Below are 22,607 nucleotides of genomic sequence, written 5' to 3' on the forward strand. Positions count from 1 at the left end.
CGTTAAAAGCAGAGTTCCCTCTGCTTTTTTAAAATCCGCCGTCACACTTTCTTTATATACATATATTGAAAAATGTAATATTTAAGCGTACAATGAAAATGTAAAGAGAAAGGAGTGTCACCTTATGAAACAGGTAAACATGTCTAAAATAATCAACTATCTGACCATTCTTGGTTTATTGATTTTGTTATCTGCCTTTTTCCTTGATAACTGGATTCGTGACTGGTTTTTCCCGTCTAGCTGGGGAAACGTAGCAACCATGTTGATTCTCCCTCTACTGGGGACTCTAATTCTTATACTATCTATCTATTATAAAAAATTGTGGACTGGTTTGATTAGTATCTTCTTAATGATCTCATTTCCTCTGATATTCGGTATTGGCTACTTTATATTTGGTCCCTAGAAGGAGCAGTTATGAACCTGGCTTTACTAAAAAGATTAAATCTAGTTTTGTATGGTATCGCAATTTTTCTCATCGTCATGCTATTTTTACCAATAGGCCAATGGTTTGATATTGTAAATGTGAATTTTAAACTAACATTTTTCATCATTCCCTTTTTCGGTCTCGCTAGTTTACCAACGGCTATTTACACTAAAAATGTTCGTCAGATATTGTTGAGTGTTCTCTTGGTTGCCTTGTATTTTATATTGTTCAGCTTAGTAACTGCCCTTTCTGGTCTGTTTCAGCTCAACCTCTACCCCTTGCTATATAAATGAGAACTCCAGTGCAAACTGGAGTTTTTTCTCAGAACATGCTATACTAAAACCATGACTAAAGCAGATATTATTTTTAAAGAAAACATTCGTAAGATTATGGAAGAGGGCGTTTTTTCAGAAAATGCTCGCCCACGTTACAAGGATGGAAATATAGCTAATTCCAAGTACGTTACAGGCGCCTTTGCTGAGTATGATTTGTCTAAGGGCGAGTTTCCTATTACAACACTTAGACCTATTCCAATTAAGTCGGCCATCAAGGAAATTCTCTGGATTTACCAAGACCAGACCAATGATTTGTCGGTTTTACAGGAAAAATACGGTGTCCAGTATTGGAATGATTGGGAAGTTGATGGAACTGGCACAATCGGTGAACGTTACGGTGCTATTGTGAAAAAACATGACATCATTTCAAAAATCCTCAAGCAATTGGAGGAAAATCCATGGAATCGCCGCAATGTGATTTCTTTGTGGGATTATGAAGCATTTGACCAATCTGCAGGTCTCTTGCCATGTGCCTTTCAGACCATGTTTGACGTTCGACGAGTGGATGGGGAGATTTACCTAGATGCAACTCTAACTCAGCGGTCAAATGATATGCTAGTAGCCCATCATATCAACGCTATGCAGTATGTAGCCCTTCAGATGATGATTGCTAAACATTTTGGCTGGAAGGTTGGGAAGTTTTTCTATTTCATCAACAATCTTCACATCTATGACAATCAGTTTGAACAAGCTGAAGAATTGCTCCGTCGTACACCATCTGAAATAGAGCCTTGTTTGGTCTTGAACGTCCCAGACGGAACAAACTTTTTTGACATTAAAGCAGAAGATTTTGAGTTGGTGGACTATGAGCCGGTTAAGCCGCAGTTAAAATTCGATCTAGCAATTTAACTGGATTAGCAGTGAAGAACTTCGTTCTTTTACCTCGCTTCTTTATTTTTAGGCTCGGGCTGAAACAGTTCCCCGAACTGTTTCACTTCCAACCTTCAACAGTCTATACTCAGACTTTCGAAGCCTGTTAAACAGCAACTCAAATTTGACTTGGCGATTTAAGATGAGGGGGGCTTTCCAGCACCAGCAAGATTCACATTCTACGAATCTCGGAATCTTCCCTATCTCTTAGGAGTCGGTGATAGTTTCAATATGATAAAAATTTGCACTAGCCCTACTTGGTAAGTGCATTTTTCATGTTTTTTTGATAGAATGATAGGACGGAAAGTGAGAGAAAATGACTAAAAAGATTGTTGCCATTTGGGCTCAAGATGAAAATGGATTGATTGGAAAAGGTGATAGACTTCCTTGGTCATTGCCAGCTGACTTAGCTCATTTCAAAGAAACGACAACAGGTCACACGATGGTGATGGGACGTATAACCTTCGACGGCATGGGTAAACGTGCTCTTCCCAATCGTCACACCATCGTTTTGACAACGGATAAAACCTATCAACTAGAGAGTGAACGTGTTACCATTTTACACAGTGTGGAAGATGTCCTAGATTGGTATCACAAACAGGAACAAACACTATTTGTGATTGGTGGGGGACAAATTTTTACTGCCTTTGCACCTTACATTGAAACATTAATAGTGACAGATATTCACGGTCAATTTAATGGCGATGTGTATTTTCCGAAAGCATTTCCTATGGAGAAATTTCAGCTACAAAGCGCCAATTTACGTCCAAAAGACGAGAAAAACCCGTATGATTTTACAATAAAAACCTATGAAAGAAGAGATGGTTAGGCATGGAGAGAAGTTTATTCGGTTTATTTACAGCATTTCTCTGTGGGATTTGTATTCTTTGTGCGATTCAAGCCTTTCGGAAGAAACGTTTTGGTTTAGCAATTTTATTTTTACTGAATGCTTTTACCAATCTGGTCAATAGTATTCATGCCATTTATGGATTTTTATTTAGATAAGAGATATGAAAGAGGAAACACATGGCTGTTAAGCATACACATGAGCTAATCTATTGCTCATTTTGCGGAAAAAATCAAGAAGAAGTTAAAAAAATTATCGCTGGGAACAATGTCTTCATTTGTAATGAATGCGTGGAACTAGCACAGGAAATCATTCGTGAGGAACTGGCAGAAGAAGTTTTGACAGACTTAGCCGATACGCCAAAGCCACAAGAATTACTCAATATCCTGAACAACTATGTCATCGGACAGGATCGTGCAAAACGTGCTTTAGCAGTAGCCGTTTATAACCACTACAAACGTATCAATTTCCAGGATAGCCGTGATGAGAACGATGTTGATTTGCAAAAATCAAATATCCTTATGATTGGCCCGACTGGTTCAGGAAAAACCTTCCTAGCTCAGACCTTGGCTAAAAGTTTGAATGTCCCGTTTGCTATTGCTGATGCGACCGCTCTTACTGAGGCGGGTTATGTTGGTGAAGACGTAGAAAATATCCTCCTCAAACTTTTGCAGGCTGCAGACTTTAACATCGACCGTGCAGAAAGAGGAATTATCTATGTGGATGAAATTGATAAAATTGCCAAAAAAGGTGAAAATGTGTCCATTACCCGCGATGTATCTGGTGAAGGTGTCCAGCAAGCTCTCCTAAAAATTATCGAGGGAACTGTGGCAAGCGTACCACCACAAGGCGGACGCAAACATCCAAACCAAGAAATGATTCACGTGGACACCAAAAATATCCTGTTTATCGTTGGCGGTGCATTTGATGGTATCGAAGAAATCGTCAAACAGCGTCTCGGTGAAAAAATCATCGGTTTTGGTCATAATAATCGTGCTATTGATGAAAAAGAATCATACATGCAACATATCATTGCAGACGATATTCAAAAATTCGGTATCATTCCAGAGTTGATTGGTCGCTTGCCTGTATTTGCAGCTTTGGACCAATTGACAACAGAGGATTTGGTACGCATTTTGACGGAACCGAAGAATGCTCTTGTAAAACAATATCAGACACTCTTGTCTTATGATGACGTGGAGCTTGACTTTGATGAGGACGCCTTGTTAGCCATTGCAGAAAAAGCAATTGAACGTAAGACTGGCGCTCGTGGACTTCGTTCCATCATTGAAGAAACGATGTTGGATGTCATGTTTGAGGTGCCAGGCCAAGATAACGTTAAACGTGTTCGTGTAACAAAAGCAGCAGTAGACGGTAAGGAAAAGCCTTTACTAGAAACTGCTTAAAAATAAAGGGTAGAAACTGATTGATTTCTACCCTTATTTATGAAAGGTATAAAATGGAAATCAACACACATAATGCTGAGATTTTGCTCAGTGCTGTTTCAAAAGCCCAGTATCCTGGCGATGACATTCCAGAAATTGCCCTTGCCGGGCGATCTAACGTTGGAAAGTCCTCATTTATCAATACTCTTCTAGGAAGAAAAAATCTTGCACGTACGTCAGGAAAACCAGGAAAGACTCAACAACTCAATTTTTATAATATAGATGATAAAATTCGATTTGTAGATGTTCCAGGTTATGGCTATGCTAAAGTATCCAAAACTGAGCGTGCTAAGTGGGGCAAAATGATTGAAGAGTATTTGACGACACGCGAAAATCTACGTGTTGTGGTGAGTTTAGTAGACATGCGTCATGAGCCATCAGCAGATGATGTTCAAATGTATGATTTCTTGAAATATTATGAAATTCCTGTTATTATTGTGGCAACGAAAGCTGATAAAATCCCACGAGGAAAGTGGAATAAGCACGAATCGATAATTAAAAAGAAATTGGATTTTGATAAAAATGATCAATTCGTTATCTTTTCTTCTGAGACTCGTCACGGATACGATCAGGCATGGGATGCTATCTTAAGTAACATCTAATAAACAGTTCAGGAGAAAAATCATGGAACGTACTTTCTTCATCATCAAACCAGATGCTCTTAAGCGTGGACTTGCGGGACAAATTCTTTCACGTATCGAACGCAGGGGATTTCAAATCCGAGATTTAAAAATGGTTACAGCGACAGAAGAGCTAATCAGTCAGCATTATGATCATTTGACAGATAAACCTTTCTTCCCGCAATTAGTACAATATATGACGAGCGGGCCGATGATAGCTGGCATTATAGAAGGGCCAGAAGTTATCAAATCTTGGCGAGATATGATGGGAGCTACCAATCCAGTAAACGCCCTACCTGGGACTATTCGTGGAGATTTTGCGACAGTGCCCGTTGAGGGAATTGTGGCAAATGTCGTTCATGGTTCAGATAGTGCAGAAGCAGCCGGACGTGAGATCGGTCTTTGGCTGGGAAAATAGCAGAGCAGACACCTAGTTTTCTAGGTGTTTTTCTTATGGAAAATTATCACTAAATCTGATATAATGAGGAGTAATACCCTTGTAGAGGAAGAAACATGAATTTAGAAGATTTGAAAAAACGACAGGAGAAAATTCGTAATTTCTCCATTATTGCCCACATCGACCATGGTAAATCAACCTTGGCTGACCGTATTCTTGAGAAGACAGAAACAGTTTCCAGCCGTGAAATGCAAGCCCAGTTGCTAGATAGTATGGACTTGGAACGCGAGCGTGGCATCACAATTAAACTCAACGCAATCGAACTCAACTATACAGCTAAAGATGGAGAGACATACATTTTCCACTTGATTGACACACCAGGACACGTTGACTTTACCTATGAAGTATCGCGTTCTCTTGCGGCCTGTGAGGGGGCTATTTTAGTGGTGGATGCGGCTCAAGGGATTGAAGCACAGACCTTGGCTAACGTTTACCTAGCCTTGGACAATGATTTGGAAATCTTGCCAATCATTAACAAGATTGACCTGCCAGCAGCAGACCCAGAACGTGTCCGTCAGGAAATCGAAGATGTGATTGGTTTGGATGCATCAGAAGCAGTGCCAACATCAGCTAAGGCAGGTATTGGTATCGAGGAAATCTTGGAGCAGATCGTGGAGAAGGTTCCAGCACCGACTGGTGATGTCGAAGCTCCATTGCAAGCATTGATTTTTGACTCTGTCTATGACCCTTATCGTGGGGTTATCCTCCAAGTTCGTATCGTCAATGGTGTCGTGAAGCCAGGTGATACCATCCAGATGATGAGCAATGGCAAGACCTTCGATGTAACAGAAGTCGGAATTTTCACACCAAAAGCCATTGGTCGTGATTTCCTAGCAGTTGGAGATGTTGGCTATATCGCAGCTTCTATCAAGACTGTGGCTGATACCCGTGTCGGTGATACAGTAACCTTAGCGGATAATCCAGCCAGTGAGCCACTCTCAGGCTACAAACAGTTGAACCCAATGGTCTTTGCAGGTATCTATCCAATTGATTCCAACAAGTACAATGACCTCCGTGAAGCCTTGGAAAAGCTCCAGCTCAACGATGCCAGCTTGCAGTTCGAACCTGAAACATCGCAGGCCCTCGGCTTTGGTTTCCGTTGTGGTTTCTTGGGCCTCTTGCACATGGATGTTATTCAAGAACGGATTGAGCGGGAGTTTAACATTGACCTCATCATGACAGCACCGTCGGTAGTCTACCATGTCAACATGACAGACGGTGAAATGATTGATGTAGCCAACCCATCTGAGTTCCCAGACCCAACAAAGATTGCTACTATCGAAGAACCTTACGTTAAAGCGCAAATTATGGTACCGCAGGAATACGTCGGTGCAGTCATGGAATTGGCTCAGCGGAAACGTGGTGACTTTGTGACTATGGATTATATTGATGATAACCGTGTCAATGTTATCTACCAAATTCCACTTGCGGAGATTGTCTTTGACTTCTTTGACAAGCTTAAGTCATCCACTCGTGGTTATGCCAGCTTCGACTATGAGATTTCTGAATACCGTTCATCCAAGTTGGTGAAAATGGATATTCTCCTCAATGGGGATAAGGTCGATGCTCTCAGCTTTATCGTCCACAAGGAATTTGCCTACGAACGTGGGAAAATCATCGTGGACAAACTCAAGAAAATCATCCCTCGTCAGCAATTTGAAGTACCAATCCAGGCAGCAATCGGTCAGAAAATCGTTGCCCGTAGCGACATCAAGGCCCTTCGCAAAAACGTTTTGGCCAAGTGTTATGGTGGTGACGTTTCCCGTAAACGCAAACTCTTGGAAAAACAAAAAGCTGGTAAGAAACGGATGAAAGCCATCGGCTCTGTCGAAGTTCCACAAGAAGCCTTCCTCAGCGTTCTCAGCATGGATGAAGACGATAAGAAATAAACTTGATACAAAGAAACACTCCTGCATTTTGTTGCAAGAGTGTTTTCTCTTATTTACGTTTCATTTCACCTTGTGGGTAGTAAGTCCCTTCAGGCATGTCATTGATGAAGACATGAATGGCTTCTTTTGGCGCATTAGTATTACGAGATACAACTTCGGTAACTTCACGTGCTAAGGCAATCTTTTGTTCTTCTGAGCGTCCTTCAAACAAATCAATACGTACAAACGGCATATATTTCCTCCTTTATTTTTCGTTTATTGTACCATAGTTTTTATGATTCTCCAAGGATATTTTCATAATGTATTGCAAAATATATTTATATTTTGTTATAATAATATCACGATTAACAATAAGGAGAATGATTTATGTTTAAGAAAAAAGCAACTCAGATAGTTAGCAAAACGTCAATAAAAAAATCTAGAAAGTTTCTTAATCGGAAAACAGCAGGAATAACTGGCGGTGTCCTACTTACAACATTTATCGGTTCACAATTAATGACTGCTGAGCTTCCGAAAAAAGATGACCTTTATGGACAACAGTATGTAACAGTCGTAAAACATCTTCAGGAAGCAGGTTTTAAAAATATTCAGGGGGTGGAAATTACTGATTTAGAATTTGGAAAAATAGGTGAAAGCGATCTTGTCGAACTCGTCTCTGTTGACGGAGAAGATTGGAAGGAAGGACGGGCTTTAAAAAATATCCCAATTACAATCTCCTACCATGTTCCCAAAAAAGATGCCGTTGAATTCAAACTACCAGCTTCTAAAAATTTAGCAGATGTCGAGAAAGAGCTGAAAGATTCAGGTTTTAAACAAGTCGAACTAACTCCTGTTCTGCTAGTAGAAGAAGGCAATGCGGACAAAAAAGATAAGATTGATCGCCTTCAAATCGGAAATCACACCTATCAATCCAATCATTTTTACTCTACTAGTCTCCCTGTTACATTAACCTATTTTGACGTTAGCAAAGATAACATCAAACTACCAAAAAATCTAGCAGAGGCTAAAACAAAACCAGAGCTCGAAAAACAGCTAAAAACAGCAGGATTTACAGACATCAAGTGGACTGCTGTTGCGGACAAGGATAAAGCAAAGCACGAAAAAATTCAAAAAATTAGTCTGGGTGGCGCAGAGCTTCAATTGCCCACCAAACAGGAGATTATCAGCAAAAAATCAACCCCCATTGTAATCACCTACTACGATTTCTCTAGCTTCGCTGAACTGCCATCATCCATTTCAACAAAAACAGCTGCAGATACTAAAAAATTGTTTACTGACGGTGGTTTTTCTCAAGTATCTGAAGTAGCAACAGAAACCAATGAAATTGCTAAAAATGGACAAATCATTGCGGTCGAGATTGATGGAAAATCTTTTAACGAGATGAATGATAAGGTCATCAAAAAAGATAGCAAAGTCATTATCAAATATTGGAATGCTGAAAAAGCTATTGCTGAGAAAGCACGTAAAGAGGAGGAAGAACGTCTCGCCGCCGAAGCGCAAAAAGTTGCAGAAGCAGAAGCACAAAGCCAAGTTCAGCAATTTGCTGCTACACCATCTCAAAACACATATTATCCAAATTGTAAGGCAGTTAGACAAGCAGGAGCTGCACCAATCTATCGTGGTGAACCAGGTTACGGTAGTCATTTAGACCGTGATGGAGATGGAGTTGGGTGTGAGTAAGAAAAACATTGACAGCGTTTACATCGTTTGCTATACTATCCTTAAAGGAGGGATTACTCATGGCCTATAAATACCGTATGATTTTATCGTTCCTACTCGCTGGATTATGTTTGTATCTAGTAGCAACTGTTTTTGCCAAGAGTATCTGGGAAGGACCTTTGTTTCTTGCATTTTCTTTTTACAGCCTAATATATGGTTGCGTTATGCTCTACAAGTGGAAACCAACGGCAGCTAAAATCATTTTTGAGTGTGTCGGAAATTTCTTATCATTCCCCTGGTCTTAATATCAAACAAGCTCAAAACGGGCTTGTTTTTCTATTTCCATAAGGACCATTTTATGATAAAATGGAGGGAGTGAAAATTTAAGATTGGAAAGAGAAAGTGGCTCAATTATATTATAAATATGGGACAATGAACTCAGGAAAAACCATTGAGATTTTGAAGGTTGCCCACAACTATGAAGAACAAGGAAAACCTGTTGTTATCATGACATCTGCACTTGATACTCGTGATGCCTTTGGTGTTGTATCCAGTCGTATAGGCATGCGAAGAGATGCAGTGGCGATTGACGATGATATGGATATCTTTGGTTTTATTGAAAAAATGGAACCGCGTCCTTACTGTGTTCTCATTGATGAAGCACAATTTCTTCGACGTCATCATGTCTACGCACTTGCTCGCGTAGTCGATGAATTAGATGTACCCGTTATGGCTTTCGGTCTTAAAAATGATTTCCGAAATGAACTGTTTGAAGGTTCCCAACATTTGCTCTTATTGGCTGATAAATTAGATGAAATCAAAACAATCTGCCAATATTGTTCTAAAAAAGCGACAATGGTTTTGAGAACGCAGGATGGAAAACCTACTTATGAAGGAGAACAAATCCAAATTGGTGGCAATGAAACCTACATTCCTGTCTGTCGCAAACATTATTTTTCACCAGAAATTAAAGATTTACCCTAATTTTTGAAAATGAAATGAGAAGCGGCTGTAAACCTAGCATCTATATAGAACTGAATTTGCCTATGACTCTGTGCCAATTTTCATGACTTACATATTACAGAAAGGAAATGAACACGCCCTACAAGCTAACTGGAAGTGTGTTCGGTCAAATATTTAGAAAGGAATTGAATACGGGCTACGAACTGTGCCTGTTTCATGACCTACATATTACAGAAAGGAAATGAACACGCCCTACAAGCTGTGTCAAAATAGGAATTTTGACTGTGCTTGCTTAACGGGCTTTGTATCTTAATCTTATGAACATCTACGATCAATTACAGGCGGTGGAGGACCGCTATGAGGAACTTGGTGAATTGTTGTCTGACCCTGACGTAGTCAGCGATACCAAGCGTTTTATGGAGTTGTCTAAGGAAGAAGCTGCAACTCGTGATACGGTTACAGCCTACCGTGAATATAAGACTGTACTTCAAAACATTATTGATGCAGAAGAGATGATAAAGGAATCTTCTGGTGATGCTGACTTGGAGGAAATGGCAAAGGAAGAACTCAAACAAGCTAAGGCTGATAAAGAGGCTTACGAAGAAAAGCTCAAAATCCTTCTTTTACCAAAAGACCCTAACGATGACAAAAATATCATCTTGGAAATCCGTGGTGCCGCAGGTGGTGATGAAGCTGCCCTCTTTGCTGGAGACCTTTTGACCATGTATCAAAAGTATGCAGAAGGTCAAGGCTGGCGTTTTGAAGTCATGGAGGCTTCTTACAATGGTGTCGGCGGTATCAAGGAAGTGGTTGCCATGGTCTCTGGTCAATCCGTTTATTCAAAACTCAAGTATGAATCAGGAGCTCACCGTGTCCAACGTGTCCCTGTGACAGAAAGCCAAGGTCGTGTCCACACCTCAACAGCAACCGTTCTCATCATGCCAGAAGTTGAAGAAGTGGAATACGACATCGATCCAAAAGATCTTCGTGTCGATATTTACCACGCATCTGGTGCTGGTGGACAGAACGTCAACAAAGTTGCAACTGCCGTGCGTATCGTTCACTTGCCGACCAACATCAAAGTAGAGATGCAGGAAGAACGGACCCAGCAGAAAAACCGTGAAAAGGCCATGAAGATCATCCGTGCCCGTGTTGCGGACCACTTTGCACAGATTGCCCAAGATGAGCAGGATGCAGAGCGTAAATCAACCATTGGTACTGGTGACCGTTCAGAGCGTATCCGTACTTACAACTTCCCACAAAACCGTGTGACAGACCACCGTATCGGCTTGACCTTGCAAAAGCTGGATACTATCTTGTCAGGTAAGATGGACGAAGTCGTAGATGCCCTTGTTCTCTACGATCAGACGCAAAAACTAGAAGAGCTTAACAAATAATGAATTACGCTCAATTATTTGCAGCATACGAAGAACAATTAGTCGCAATTGGTGAAGAGGCAGAATCCCTGTCCTTCACCTTTCGTGGCTTAAAGGGACTGAACTTTACGGAATTTCTCCTCCTGCTCCGTCAGGAAGTTACACCGAATGACAAAGAAGAGATTGATGCGATTTTTCAGCAACTTTCCCAGCACCGACCTGCCCAGTACATTATCGGCAAGGCTGATTTTCATGGCTTGGAGTTCACGGTAGATGAGCGAGTCTTGATTCCAAGACCTGAAACGGAAGAATTAGTCGATTTGATTTTGCAGGAAAATAGCAGAGCAGGTTTGCGAATCTTAGACATCGGTACAGGAAGCGGTGCCATAGCTATTTCCCTTGCAAAAGATAGACCTGATTGGGAAGTGGTAGCGGTTGACATTTCAAAGGATGCCCTAGCAGTGGCTCAGGAAAACGCAAGAACCAATCAGGTCTCAGTTCACTTTTTAGAATCGGATGTCTTGCAAGCTGTGACAGGTCAGTATGACCTCATTGTTTCCAATCCGCCTTACATCTCACCAGATGACACAGATGAAGTTGGACTCAATGTATTGACTTCTGAGCCACATCTGGCCTTATTTGCGGAAGAAGATGGCATGGCTATTTATAGACAAATTGCGGAGCAAGCAGGGGCATTTTTGAAGAAAAATGGAAAACTCTACTTTGAAATTGGATATAAACAAGGGCAAGACCTAACCGACTTACTCGCTCTGCATTTCCCCAAAAAGCGAATTCGAGTCCTCAAAGACCAATTTGGTCAAGATAGAAAGGTTGTCGCGGATGACAATGGATAAACTCCGAACAATTCTTGAAAATGGTGGTGCTGTTATCCTTCCAACTGAAACAGTCTATGGGCTTTTTTCCCAAGCCTTGAATGAAGATGCAGTCAATCGCGTCTATCAGTTGAAACAGCGTCCGAGGGACAAGGCAATGAACTTAAATGTCTCAAATCTGAACGATATTTATTTTTTCAGTCAAAATCCACCCCATTATCTGGAAAAACTGTATAATAGATTTATGCCAGGACCACTAACGATTATCCTGAAAGCGAACGATAATGTTCCTTTTTGGGTTAATTCTGGACTGGATACTGTTGGATTTCGTCTCCCCAATCACGAACAAACCTTGCGTTTGATTTCAGAGACTGGCCCACTTATTGGGCCGTCCGCCAATATTTCAGGAAACGAAAGTGGCAAGAAGTTTTCGGATATCCAGGCACAATTTTCAGTTAATTTGCCTGGCATTGAGGATGACCAAGCTCTAACAGGTATTGATTCAACGATTTTGGACCTTTCTGGACAGAAAGCGCGGATTTTGCGCCAAGGTGCTATCAGCCGCGAAGAGATTCAGAAAGCCATTCCCGAAATAGAATTTGAGGTAGTTTTATGATTCGTCCCATTGAGAAAGGTGACTTGGTAGTCATCCGAGAAATCAATGCTCAATCCTTAGGGTATGATTGTTCATTAGAACAAACTGAGCGACAGTTTTTTAGATGCACGAGCACATTGGGGCATATCTTGTTGGTCTATATAGATGACATAAGTGGCGCAGTGCAAGGTTATATTCACGCACAGGTCTATGAAAGTCTCTATTCAGATACAGGTCTCAATATTCTCGGACTAGCTGTTTTGCCTAGTCATCAAGGACAAGGGATTGGAGCAAGTCTGCTGAAAGCCGTTGAGCAAATTGCACAGAAAGAGGACTACCATTTTATTCGCCTCAATTCTGCTGAAAGTCGTCTCCAAGCCCATCTTTTCTACGAAAAGAATGGCTATCACTCCGATAAAATGCAGAAGCGTTTTATCAAGCACATTTAGCCCAATACAAAGGAGTACCGTACATGATTTTTGACAAAGTTAACTACAAAGAATTTGATAAAGAAGTTTGGGAAGCTATCCAAGCTGAAGAAAAACGCCAACAAAATAATATCGAATTGATTGCGTCTGAAAACGTTGTTTCTAAAGCTGTTATGGCAGCTCAAGGTTCTATTTTGACCAATAAATACGCAGAAGGTTACCCAGGTCGTCGTTACTATGGCGGTACGGAATGCGTTGACGTAGTTGAAAGTTTAGCTATTGAACGTGCTAAAGAAATATTCGGTGCAAAATTTGCTAACGTTCAGCCACACTCAGGAAGTCAGGCCAATTGTGCTGCCTACATGGCCTTGATTGAGCCAGGAGACACTGTTATGGGAATGGACTTAGCTGCAGGTGGTCACTTGACTCACGGTGCATCCGTTAGCTTCTCGGGTCAAACTTATAACTTTGTCGCTTACAATGTTGACGAAGAAACTGGCTTGCTTGATTACGATGCAATTTTAAAACAGGCAAAAGAAGTACAGCCAAAATTGATTGTAGCAGGTGCTTCAGCCTATGCACGTACAATTGACTTTGCTAAATTCCGTGAAATTGCAGATGCAGTTGGTGCCAAACTGATGGTAGATATGGCTCATATTGCTGGTCTTGTAGCTGCTGGTCTCCATCCAAACCCAGTTCCTCACGCTCATATCACAACAACAACAACTCACAAAACACTTCGTGGACCTCGTGGTGGTTTGATTTTGACCAATGATGAAGAGCTCATCAAAAAAATCAACTCAGCTATCTTCCCAGGCATCCAAGGTGGTCCATTAGAGCATGTTATTGCTGCAAAAGCCGTATCTTTCAAAGAAGTTTTGGACCCAGATTTCAAAGACTATGCTCAAAAAGTGATTGAAAACAGCAAGGCCATGGCCGAAGTCTTCCTTGCAAACCCTAACTTTAAAGTCATCACAGGTGGAACAGACAACCATCTCTTCCTCGTTGACGTGACCAAAGTTGTTGAAAATGGTAAAGTTGCTCAGCATCTCTTGGATGAAGTAAATATTACTCTCAATAAAAACTCAATTCCTTACGAAAAACTCTCACCATTCAAAACAAGCGGTATCCGTATTGGCTCTGCGGCCATTACTGCTCGCGGTTTTGGAGTAGAGGAAGCTCGCAAGGTTGCACAACTAACTATCAAAGCACTTGAAAATGCAGAAAATGAAACCGCTCTTGAGGAAGTCCGTCAAGAAGTGCGTGCTTTGACAGATCAATTCCCACTTTACGAAGGTTTATAATGGATATATTTGTAAAAAAAGCCATCATACATCAATTTAGTCCTGATGATACAGAGCTGGTCCTTGCCGACCAGCTTTTGACTGTTAGCCCCAAAATAGAAGAATATTTGCGTAAAAAGATTGAACGTGTCTTTTCTGATGAAGCAAAAACAGGACAATTTAACCCCGACAATCCTTTTCTTGACTATTTAGATGGCGACCTACTGACCAACTCTGTCAAGATTGCTAATCTCTGGAAAGAGGAATTCTCCATTTCAGAAAATCTCAAGACCAATGATTTAATCTTTATTGAGTTTGAACGAAATGGTGTGGAGCATTTCGCCTTTCTAAGAATTGCCTTACGTGAAAATCTCGCCCATGTTGGTCTGGAAAGTGGAAGTCCTTTAAAAATCACCCAGAACAATTTACCTGGAGCGGGTTCAGCACCTGATGAAGCCTTGATTGTCAATCTTCAAACGCGGAAGTATCATTTGATTGAGAAAAGAATCAAACACAATGGAGCCTTCCTCAATTATTTCTCAGATAATCTTCTGCAAGTTACACCAGCTATTTCTGCAAAAAAATCAATCAAAGCAGTAGAGCAAACTGCACAGAAGATTGCTGACAATTTCCATCAAGGCGATTTTCAATTTCAATCGAAAGTCAAGTCAGCTATTTTCAACAATTTGGAAGAAGATAACGAGCTTTCACCTGAAAAATTGGCTGATCAGTTATTCGACAACAACCTGACCGCTCGTTTAAATTTCGTCGATCAACTGAAAGAGGTCATACCTGATAAGATTTCCTTCGATGAAATTGATAGTAGCCGTCAACTTAAGAAATTTGAAAATCAGAAGCTATCTTTATCAAACGGAATTGAGTTGATTGTGCCAAATGCAATCTATGAGGATGCAGAATCGGTTGAGTTTATTCAAAATGACAACGGGACCTATTCTATTCTTATCAAAAATATTGAAGACATAAAGAGCAAGTAAATGAAAAAACTGATACGTACGCTGATACTTCTTTTGCTGATTTTTCTCGGTTACAAATTTTATCAAACCTACAGTGCAGTCAAGCAAGTGATGACCTATCAAACTATGGTACAAGAAGTATTGGCAGAAAACGACACACCAGCTAATGAAGAACTAGTCCTAGCAATGATTTACACAGAAACCAAGGGACTAGAAGCAGATGTCATGCAATCAAGTGAGTCCGCTACTGGCTATGCTAACACCATCACGGATAGTAGAGAGAGTATCAGGCAAGGAATTATCTACCTGACAGAAAACCTACGGTTGGCTGAGGAAAAAGGAGTAGAGGTTTGGACAGCAGTTCAGGCGTATAATTTCGGTCCAGCCTATATTGACTATATTGCTGAGCATGGTGGAGAACATACACTTTCTTTAGCGAAAGAATACTCCAGAACAGTAGTAGCACCAAGCTTAGGGAATACTACAGAAGAAACGTATACCTATTTTCATCCTTTGGCTTTGCTAAATGGTGGGAAGTTATATGTAAATGGTGGAAATATCTACTATGCTAGACAGGTTCGTTTTAATATGCACCTGATGCGCCTCATTAATTTATTTTAATACCTATCAAACTCATCGGAAATCTGATGAGTTTTTTTAACTACAGCATTTTTACAAACTAGGTAAAATTGTAGTATAATAAAGAGAATAGGAGACAGAGTGATGAAACGAAATGTATTGATTACAGGTGCAAGTAGTGGCATTGGCAAAGCAATCGCTTATGTGTTTGCTGCTAATGGTGATAATATCATCATTACAGGACGAAGATTGGACAAACTAGAAGAAATTAAGCAAGATATTGAAAAGCAATACCATGTTCAGGTATCAGTTCGTTCATTTGATGTTACAAATATGGAACAAACGATTGTAAATTGTCAAAAAATCTTAGAAGAAGTTGGACAAATTCATATTTTGGTAAACAATGCTGGCCTGGCATTGGGATTGGACAAATTCCAAGACTATGATTTGACTGACATGATGACAATGATTGATACCAATATTAAAGGATTACTAACTGTAACACGTCAGTTATTGCCACAAATGGTTGAAAATAATGAGGGTCATATTATCAATATTGGATCAACAGCCGGTATTTACGCCTATGCAGGAGCTGCTGTCTATGCTGCAACCAAATCAGCTGTCAAGGTGCTTTCAGACGGGATCCGTATTGACACGATTGATAAAAATATCAAGGTAACTACGTTACAACCCGGTATCGTTGAGACTGATTTTAGCCAAGTTCGTTTTCATGGAGATAAAGAGAGAGCAGCGACAGTCTATCAAGGAATCGATGCTCTTCAAGCAAATGATATTGCCAACTGTACGCTATTTGTTGCAAATCAACCTGCACACGTGCAGATTTCTGATATGACCATTATGGCAACCAAGCAGGCAACTGGCTTTACTATTCATAGGGATTAGAGGGGAGATAGCTAGAATGAAAAGAAAATATTTAGCACTCGCTCTTGGCTTGCTCACTATCATGTCGCTTTCTGCCTGTCAAACTGAAAAGAAGGGCAGTTCCGCAAGTACCTCAACTGCTGATACCCAGGTTTCTAATGCCAATACAAGCACTTCATCAACAATCCAACGTGAGATTTCTCTTAGTTCTATGGATATAGATGCTCTAATGCAAGGCAATTACGATAGTATACTAGGCACCTGGCAAAATAGTCAAGGAAATTCACTAGTCTTCAATAGCAAAGGATTAGTAGCAGATAGCCAGTCCTTACTTGGCCGCGGAAAAATAACTGACGGAATTTTTGAAACAGGCTATGTAGACACAACGATTGGCGATGTAACACTATTAATGATTCCCAAAGGAACACAAGCAAATACAACTGAGACAGACACTACTGACTCTACGCGCGATAGAATGATTGTAATAAGCCAAGAAACAGCGGCAGACGTGGTAGATGTCTATTATCGCTTGACCAATTCAGCCACTAGCGGTATAGACCCATTAAAAAATACTGAAACGGGCGTCCAGTTGGATAGTGGACCCAAAACGATTGATTATGCCAACTCAATTTTAGGCGAAAACAATTGGCGCGTCATCGAAGGTAACTACACGCGCACCGAATCTATTCCTTATAATATTTTGGAAGGTGATGATAATGCCCGTTACACTATTTACCAAAACGGTGTCATTATCAATGCAGATTATCAAATTGTTTATCAACCATAATGATTCTCTAGTTGGTTAGACATGACATTCACATTCAGATGTCCAATACAGAAAATCATCCTGATCGCCAGTTTCGAGTCGTTGTAAAACTAAAAGATAATCGTAAAAATGATAGTCGGTAATTTACCAACCTAACCATTTTCTACTTAACACGGAGCTGTGCCCTCCGTTTTTGTTCTTCAATAATACTTAAAAAGGCTGCAAACTCCCTATCCAGGCGATGTTGGTAGGCCTTATTTTTTATTGTAAGGTCTTCAAGGAACACTGGATAGGTTCCTTTTTTATACAATTCTCCTTGAAAGAAGAAGCGGTCCGATAATTTATCAACTGAAACAAGCGAAGAACGCCAGCGGCTTTTACGAGAATGAGAAGGTTTCCAAGATATTTTTAATTGCTTCTCATAAAAGTACCAGCCCATAATATAGATTTTAGTAATCTGATTTCGTTTTCTGTCTTGATAGAAACAAGGAACTGCATAAACATTTCCATGCTTTGTTTGCAAAAAAGGATGGAAATCTTTTATCTTTTCGTATTCTTCCTTTGGAATAAGGGTTAATTGATTATCCTTAATAACCTTTTTCTCATCAATAGTATACGAATAACGGTAGGGGTCATAAATGGTTGACTGCCCACGCACTCTATAACGCTCTGCCATTTCCTTAAAAATAGGTAGACGTCCATAACCATCCATCAGACTAGATATACTAAGCCCTCGTCGATTATTATTTTTCTTCACACCAAGAATCTGGCAGGTAGGCCAATAATTGATAGGAATGGCTCCTAATCCGACCAGAAGACCGGCGCTGTCAAAATGACTGGCAAAGCGTACCTCACGAGTGTGACCAGTCTCATTTTTCAAATCAACAAATACAGGTTGCTTGTCCTGTTCAAAAACAATTATATAATTTCCAGAAGACTCCGTATTTTCTCTAATTGGAACGGTGTAGAAGTGGTGAAAATTTGGTAATTCTAGTAACTTTCCAAGTGTTGATGTTTTCATAACACAAGTATAACAAAAAATATTTTTCAAATCCATAAAAAGGTTTAATTTGTTAAACAAAAATAAAAAGAAGCTGGGAAAGACATCCATAACGACTTTCCCACTCCCACCGTTTATTCAAGGATAGGTGCTAATTGTCTTATCTACCGAATCTTCCAAAGCCTGACGCGATTCTTCTGATAAACGCAAATCTGCAAGGGTTTGTTCTGAAAAATAGTAGGGATTTAGACTATCTACAAATGCAGAAATTGAAATGATAGCTTTCTCCAATATCAGAGATTTTTCAGTATAAGAAAAGGGAATAGCAGACCAATCATCACTCTCAAACATTTCTAAAATATCTTTTTGAACTTGAATTTCAGCCTCATTTTTAGCTGAAACTAGGATTGTTTTTAGTGTAGTACGAAAACTCTCCTTGTCTTGCACCAAGTCTTCCAAGGTCAGCAAGCTTTCATCTGCCTTCTCATAAAAAATATCTAATTCCGTCTCTGACGAAGTAGTCACATGGAGCCAGTCAGCCTTGATACTGGTTTTCATTACTGCATAGGCAGAAGTATTTTCAAAGGGACTGCTACGCGTTTGAGGATAAAGAACAATCCACTCTTTCTAGAATAGATTGTCAGGTTTAGCTATTTTCAGTTCCTCCTCAGAAGCTGTACCAATCCGCTGGCTAATAGCAGTAGTGTCATCTTGCTGATAGAATCCAATGATACGCGGATTTTGCGGACCACCTATGGCATCAATTTTTGTTCCTAGATCATTAATAATGCGTATGTTCAAGGAATGCCACTGCTCATTTAATAGTCTATTTTGCTCTTTTTCGAGCCAGTAGATTCCGATACAAGATAGTCCAGTGGCAATAAGCAAGACAAGTAACAGCACTTTCGAGTATTTCAGCACAGCCATCACACCTTTCTAAAATGTTTTCAGTCACATATTATCATATAAAAATATCAAAAGCAACTATTTTGAGGTACCGCATTAAACGGTTACGCTAGTATATAAATTCTAAGTTTACGACAGGAATGTTTAATGATAAAATATAGGTAAATTCGAACTCATAATTTAATAGGTGTAGATACAACACCGTTGGAGGATACTATGGATGAACAAAATCAATTCAATTGGGTAAACTTTTATAAGGAATTTGCTTGGAAATTAGTAGACTATAAAGATAATAGAGCAGAGCTGGTTGAAAAAGTAAAAGCTATCTATACCAAAACAAAGATACATATGCCCACGTTAGAAAAGGACAATCAACTGATAGATATTGATCCTTTTACGATATTTGGACTCTTCAATAAGAAAATAACAGAAGAGAATCGCATCAAAATTCTGACAGCTATAGCAGAATTATTCCACCTCCAAGCGGAAATCCCATCCTCTTTTGAAAGCATACCAGTACTGAATAATCAGAATGCGACTTTCTATTACTTCATCGGAGATCGTGATGAGAAAGATATTGATGACTTATGGGAACTTTTCATTGCTGCTTTGACCTATAGCAAGGAGCCTACGGCTGAGAAGAAAGAAAAATTTTCACACTATTTTGATTTGGCTATAAACAAGAAAGGAAATGGTAACAGCAAGATTACGATGGCCTTGTATTGGATTGCTCCTGACTTTTTCTTGAACTTAGATAGGCAAAATGAAGCGTATGTGTATGAGTCTGGGGAGATTCCAACTGACATTGTCCAAAAATTGCCAAAGATGAAGTCAAAAATTTCTGCCGATGAGTATTCTTATATTTCAGATTCCATACTTCAATATTTAAACAGTGCAGAGAGCAAACTGAAAGATTTTAAAGAATTATCATCCATGGCTTGGAAATACTCTAAACAGATCAATCAAGAAGAGAAGGAAAGAAGTGCTAGAGCAATTTCTCCACTGGCTGATGAAGCTGATACTGGAAACGAGATAGGTGGAGAAGAGGTAGTAGAAGATAGCTATACGAAAAATCACTTCCTATCAGAAGTCTATATGACAGAAGAAGAGTATGATAAATTAACCTCCATACTCCAAATGAAAAAGAATATCATCTTACAAGGAGCTCCAGGAGTTGGAAAGACGTTTGTTGCAGAACGCCTAGCATTTTCATTAATGGGTAAACCAGATTTAGAAAGGGTCAGGACAATTCAGTTTCACCAAAGCTATTCCTACGAGGACTTCATCATGGGCTTTAGACCTTCGACAAGTGGCTTTGAGCTGAGAAGAGGGGCATTCTATACTTTCTGCAAAAAAGCAGAGTCTGACAAGAGTCATGATTATTTCTTTATTATTGATGAAATAAACAGGGGAAATTTGAGCAAAATTTTTGGTGAACTGTTTATGCTGATAGAAAATGACAAACGAGGCAAGTCTTTACAGCTCCTCTACTCGGATGAGCAATTCTCAATTCCAGAAAATCTATATATCATCGGCATGATGAATACCGCAGATAGGAGTTTAGCCCTACTTGATTATGCACTGAGACGTCGCTTTGCCTTCTTTGACATTAAGCCAGGTTTTTCAACTGCGGGATTCAAATATTATCAAACAAATCTGAAAAACGAAAAATTCGATAGACTCATTTCCTGTGTAGAAAAGCTAAATCAGGCCATTTCAACAGAGGAAGTACTGGGAGATAGCTTCTGTATTGGGCATAGTTACTTCTGCGGTTTATCGGCAGAAGTACTGGACCAAGGTTTGCTAGAAGCCATTGTTGAATATGAACTGATTCCCCTCTTGAAAGAATATTGGTTTGATGAACCGACAAAAATTCATGATTGGAGTAGTAAGTTAAGGAGTACCATCCAGTGATACCTGTCCAAAATATCTACTATATGCTATCCTACGCATTCAAAATCCTTCATAAGCAGGAATATAAACGGATCGCTACTGAAGAATTTAAAAATGCTGCAGATCTACTGGCGGAAATAATGATCATTAGCCTCTCGATACAGGTGAAAAGAGGACTTGGTCGAGAGTATCGTTCTCAAACCGAGTCACTCTCGGCACTTAAAGGTAAAATACATATCGCTGAATCTTTAACACCTCCGAATTGGCGTAGAAAACAACTTGTTTGCCAATACGATGATTTTTCTCTTGACAGTACAATGAATCGCATTATCAAAGCAAGCATTGAGATACTGCTAAAAGCTGATATAAGCAGGGACAGGAAAAAGAAATTGAGAAAACTCTTAGTTTTCTTTGGAGAAGTCTCAAAAATTAATCTACACTCAATCAATTGGAATTTACAATATAATCGAAACAATCAATCGTATCAATTACTAATGTCAATCTGCTATTTGGTAGTGAATGGATTAATTCATACAGAGAGGGAGGGGAATAAGAAATTGATGAATTTTCTTGATGAGCGGAGGGAATCCTTGCTATATGAGAAGTTCATTCTTGGATATTATAAAAAGCATTATCCCCAAATACAGGTTACCGCCTCTCAGATACCTTGGGCACTAGATGATGGTTTTGGAGAAATGCTCCCCATCATGCAGAGTGATATTTACCTCAAATATAAAGATACTATATTGATTATTGATGCTAAATATTATTCTAGTAACACACAGATTCGCTTTGATAAGCGCACACTCCATTCAAATAATCTATACCAGATTTTTACCTATGTGAAAAATCAGGCTTATCGCCTGTCAGATACAAACGATACAGTAGCGGGAATGCTTCTATACGCTAAAACCGATATAGATATTCAACCTAATCAGGTCTACCAAATGCATGGAAACCAGATTAGTGTCAAAAATTTGGACTTAAACCTGCAGTTTGCAAGTATTGCTGAACAACTGGATGACATCATTACATCGCATTTTCTATCCCCTCCAAAACGGTACTAGTTAGAGTTTTAAGCTAGAAAACAAAAGGCCTTAGTTAGCATATAAATACTAGCTAAAGCCTTTTTTGTACATTTATTCTTATTGCAGAGTTTTTATCATTAACAGAATGATCTCTTCCAGTTCTTCACGTTTCTTTATCGGAAGTTTGTTTAACTCGTTCAAAACATTGTAATTTGTGGTTGAATCTACTACCTGGAAAAAATCAGACACTTCAATTTCAAGAGCAGAAATGATTTTTTCAAGTGTATCAACTTTTATATTCGAACCTTTTGTCTCGAGATTGGAAATATAGTCTATTCCGACCTCTGCTTTTTCACTTAACAGTTGTTGACTCAGATTTTTCTCTTTTCGTAATTGTCGAACACGTGTACCGATATATTGTTTTAATGTCATTTGTTTTCACTTCCTCACTACTATATAAATGATACGAGGAAATGAAATCAAATATAACTAGTTTTTATACTAAAAATAATAAATAAATTAGTCTACAGACTAATTTTATATGCTATAATAGTC

The 22,607-nt window shown here is 39.5% G+C and carries 25 protein-coding genes and 1 pseudogene; 22 read left to right on the forward strand and 4 right to left on the reverse strand.

The window, feature by feature from the left end; genetic code table 11:
- Window positions 1-124: 124 nt before the first annotated feature.
- The 9 genes from ODU39_RS02580 to lepA all read left to right on the forward strand — a co-directional run bounded on the left by ODU39_RS02580 (window position 125) and on the right by lepA (window position 6,887).
- Complete coding sequence (locus tag ODU39_RS02580; protein WP_002934968.1) at window positions 125-403, forward strand: hypothetical protein; 279 nt, start codon at window positions 125-127, stop codon at window positions 401-403.
- An 11-nt stretch (window positions 404-414) separates the two neighbouring features.
- The gene (locus ODU39_RS02585) at window positions 415-717 is read left to right on the forward strand and encodes a hypothetical protein (RefSeq protein WP_024406323.1); all 303 of its coding nucleotides are present in this window, start codon (window positions 415-417) and stop codon (window positions 715-717) included.
- Window positions 718-768: 51 nt separating this feature from the next.
- Window positions 769-1,608, forward strand: a complete 840-nt coding sequence (locus ODU39_RS02590; RefSeq protein ID WP_398579784.1) for a thymidylate synthase — start codon at window positions 769-771, stop codon at window positions 1,606-1,608.
- A 337-nt stretch (window positions 1,609-1,945) separates the two neighbouring features.
- Entirely contained in the window at window positions 1,946-2,458 is a 513-nt protein-coding gene (locus tag ODU39_RS02595) for a dihydrofolate reductase (RefSeq protein ID WP_398579785.1), read from the forward strand.
- A 2-nt stretch (window positions 2,459-2,460) separates the two neighbouring features.
- The gene (locus ODU39_RS02600; protein ID WP_024411302.1) at window positions 2,461-2,634 is read left to right on the forward strand and encodes a hypothetical protein; all 174 of its coding nucleotides are present in this window, start codon (window positions 2,461-2,463) and stop codon (window positions 2,632-2,634) included.
- A gap of 21 nt (window positions 2,635-2,655) precedes the next feature.
- Window positions 2,656-3,882 carry an ATP-dependent Clp protease ATP-binding subunit ClpX gene (gene clpX, locus ODU39_RS02605; RefSeq protein WP_002934974.1) on the forward strand — a complete coding sequence of 409 codons (1,227 nt, stop codon included), beginning with the start codon at window positions 2,656-2,658 and terminating at the stop codon, window positions 3,880-3,882.
- Between the two features lie 53 nt (window positions 3,883-3,935).
- Window positions 3,936-4,523, forward strand: a complete 588-nt coding sequence (gene yihA, locus ODU39_RS02610; protein WP_105105100.1) for a ribosome biogenesis GTP-binding protein YihA/YsxC — start codon at window positions 3,936-3,938, stop codon at window positions 4,521-4,523.
- Between the two features lie 22 nt (window positions 4,524-4,545).
- Complete coding sequence (gene ndk / locus ODU39_RS02615; RefSeq protein ID WP_398579786.1) at window positions 4,546-4,959, forward strand: nucleoside-diphosphate kinase; 414 nt, start codon at window positions 4,546-4,548, stop codon at window positions 4,957-4,959.
- Between the two features lie 95 nt (window positions 4,960-5,054).
- Window positions 5,055-6,887: a translation elongation factor 4 gene (gene lepA / locus ODU39_RS02620; RefSeq protein ID WP_398579787.1), complete on the forward strand. Its 1,833-nt coding sequence runs from the start codon at window positions 5,055-5,057 to the stop codon at window positions 6,885-6,887.
- A 49-nt stretch (window positions 6,888-6,936) separates the two neighbouring features.
- Here lepA and ODU39_RS02625 read toward each other — a convergent pair whose 3' ends face one another.
- Window positions 6,937-7,119: a 4-oxalocrotonate tautomerase gene (locus ODU39_RS02625; RefSeq protein WP_044762151.1), complete on the reverse strand. Its 183-nt coding sequence runs from the start codon at window positions 7,117-7,119 to the stop codon at window positions 6,937-6,939.
- Window positions 7,120-7,253: 134 nt separating this feature from the next.
- Between ODU39_RS02625 and ODU39_RS02630 the strand changes: the two genes are divergently transcribed.
- The 11 genes from ODU39_RS02630 to ODU39_RS02680 all read left to right on the forward strand — a co-directional run bounded on the left by ODU39_RS02630 (window position 7,254) and on the right by ODU39_RS02680 (window position 17,246).
- On the forward strand, window positions 7,254-8,567 hold the full coding sequence (locus ODU39_RS02630) for an excalibur calcium-binding domain-containing protein (protein ID WP_398579788.1): 1,314 nt from the start codon (window positions 7,254-7,256) through the stop codon (window positions 8,565-8,567).
- A gap of 381 nt (window positions 8,568-8,948) precedes the next feature.
- Window positions 8,949-9,530, forward strand: coding sequence for a thymidine kinase (locus ODU39_RS02635; RefSeq protein WP_012028098.1), 582 nt, complete (start codon window positions 8,949-8,951; stop codon window positions 9,528-9,530).
- A 296-nt stretch (window positions 9,531-9,826) separates the two neighbouring features.
- Window positions 9,827-10,906, forward strand: a complete 1,080-nt coding sequence (gene prfA, locus ODU39_RS02640; protein WP_002943195.1) for a peptide chain release factor 1 — start codon at window positions 9,827-9,829, stop codon at window positions 10,904-10,906.
- Entirely contained in the window at window positions 10,906-11,739 is an 834-nt protein-coding gene (gene prmC / locus ODU39_RS02645) for a peptide chain release factor N(5)-glutamine methyltransferase (RefSeq protein ID WP_398579789.1), read from the forward strand. The genes prfA and prmC overlap by 1 nt, the downstream gene beginning before the upstream one ends.
- Complete coding sequence (locus tag ODU39_RS02650) at window positions 11,726-12,334, forward strand: L-threonylcarbamoyladenylate synthase (RefSeq protein ID WP_398579790.1); 609 nt, start codon at window positions 11,726-11,728, stop codon at window positions 12,332-12,334. Before prmC ends, ODU39_RS02650 begins: the two co-directional genes overlap by 14 nt.
- Window positions 12,331-12,762 (forward strand): GNAT family N-acetyltransferase, encoded by a 432-nt coding sequence (locus ODU39_RS02655; protein WP_398579791.1) that lies wholly within the window; start codon window positions 12,331-12,333, stop codon window positions 12,760-12,762. Before ODU39_RS02650 ends, ODU39_RS02655 begins: the two co-directional genes overlap by 4 nt.
- A gap of 23 nt (window positions 12,763-12,785) precedes the next feature.
- Window positions 12,786-14,045, forward strand: a complete 1,260-nt coding sequence (gene glyA, locus ODU39_RS02660) for a serine hydroxymethyltransferase (RefSeq protein WP_024400565.1) — start codon at window positions 12,786-12,788, stop codon at window positions 14,043-14,045.
- The gene (locus ODU39_RS02665; RefSeq protein ID WP_024397858.1) at window positions 14,045-15,019 is read left to right on the forward strand and encodes a nucleoid-associated protein; all 975 of its coding nucleotides are present in this window, start codon (window positions 14,045-14,047) and stop codon (window positions 15,017-15,019) included. The genes glyA and ODU39_RS02665 overlap by 1 nt, the downstream gene beginning before the upstream one ends.
- Window positions 15,020-15,619: a lysozyme family protein gene (locus tag ODU39_RS02670; RefSeq protein WP_208546434.1), complete on the forward strand. Its 600-nt coding sequence runs from the start codon at window positions 15,020-15,022 to the stop codon at window positions 15,617-15,619.
- Between the two features lie 102 nt (window positions 15,620-15,721).
- Window positions 15,722-16,480: an SDR family NAD(P)-dependent oxidoreductase gene (locus ODU39_RS02675; RefSeq protein ID WP_398579792.1), complete on the forward strand. Its 759-nt coding sequence runs from the start codon at window positions 15,722-15,724 to the stop codon at window positions 16,478-16,480.
- A 16-nt stretch (window positions 16,481-16,496) separates the two neighbouring features.
- Window positions 16,497-17,246 carry a DUF6287 domain-containing protein gene (locus tag ODU39_RS02680; RefSeq protein ID WP_398579793.1) on the forward strand — a complete coding sequence of 250 codons (750 nt, stop codon included), beginning with the start codon at window positions 16,497-16,499 and terminating at the stop codon, window positions 17,244-17,246.
- Between the two features lie 142 nt (window positions 17,247-17,388).
- Here the strand turns inward: ODU39_RS02680 and ODU39_RS02685 are convergent, their stop codons facing one another.
- Both ODU39_RS02685 and ODU39_RS02690 read right to left on the reverse strand, forming a co-directional pair.
- The gene (locus ODU39_RS02685) at window positions 17,389-18,336 is read right to left on the reverse strand and encodes a hypothetical protein (RefSeq protein WP_398579794.1); all 948 of its coding nucleotides are present in this window, start codon (window positions 18,334-18,336) and stop codon (window positions 17,389-17,391) included.
- Window positions 18,337-18,363: 27 nt separating this feature from the next.
- Window positions 18,364-19,152: pseudogene (locus tag ODU39_RS02690) on the reverse strand (hypothetical protein).
- A gap of 195 nt (window positions 19,153-19,347) precedes the next feature.
- Here ODU39_RS02690 and ODU39_RS02695 point away from each other — a divergent pair.
- Together ODU39_RS02695 and mcrC are read left to right on the forward strand one after the other, a co-directional pair.
- Window positions 19,348-21,045, forward strand: a complete 1,698-nt coding sequence (locus tag ODU39_RS02695; protein ID WP_398579795.1) for an AAA family ATPase — start codon at window positions 19,348-19,350, stop codon at window positions 21,043-21,045.
- The gene (mcrC, locus tag ODU39_RS02700; protein ID WP_398579796.1) at window positions 21,042-22,091 is read left to right on the forward strand and encodes a 5-methylcytosine-specific restriction endonuclease system specificity protein McrC; all 1,050 of its coding nucleotides are present in this window, start codon (window positions 21,042-21,044) and stop codon (window positions 22,089-22,091) included. Before ODU39_RS02695 ends, mcrC begins: the two co-directional genes overlap by 4 nt.
- Before the next feature lie 78 nt (window positions 22,092-22,169).
- Here the strand turns inward: mcrC and ODU39_RS02705 are convergent, their stop codons facing one another.
- The gene (locus tag ODU39_RS02705; protein WP_044776260.1) at window positions 22,170-22,484 is read right to left on the reverse strand and encodes a helix-turn-helix domain-containing protein; all 315 of its coding nucleotides are present in this window, start codon (window positions 22,482-22,484) and stop codon (window positions 22,170-22,172) included.
- Window positions 22,485-22,607: the final 123 nt, after the last annotated feature.

It is taken from the genome of Streptococcus sp. 2021WUSS126 (assembly GCF_044427255.1).
GTDB lineage: Bacteria > Bacillota > Bacilli > Lactobacillales > Streptococcaceae > Streptococcus > Streptococcus hashimotonensis.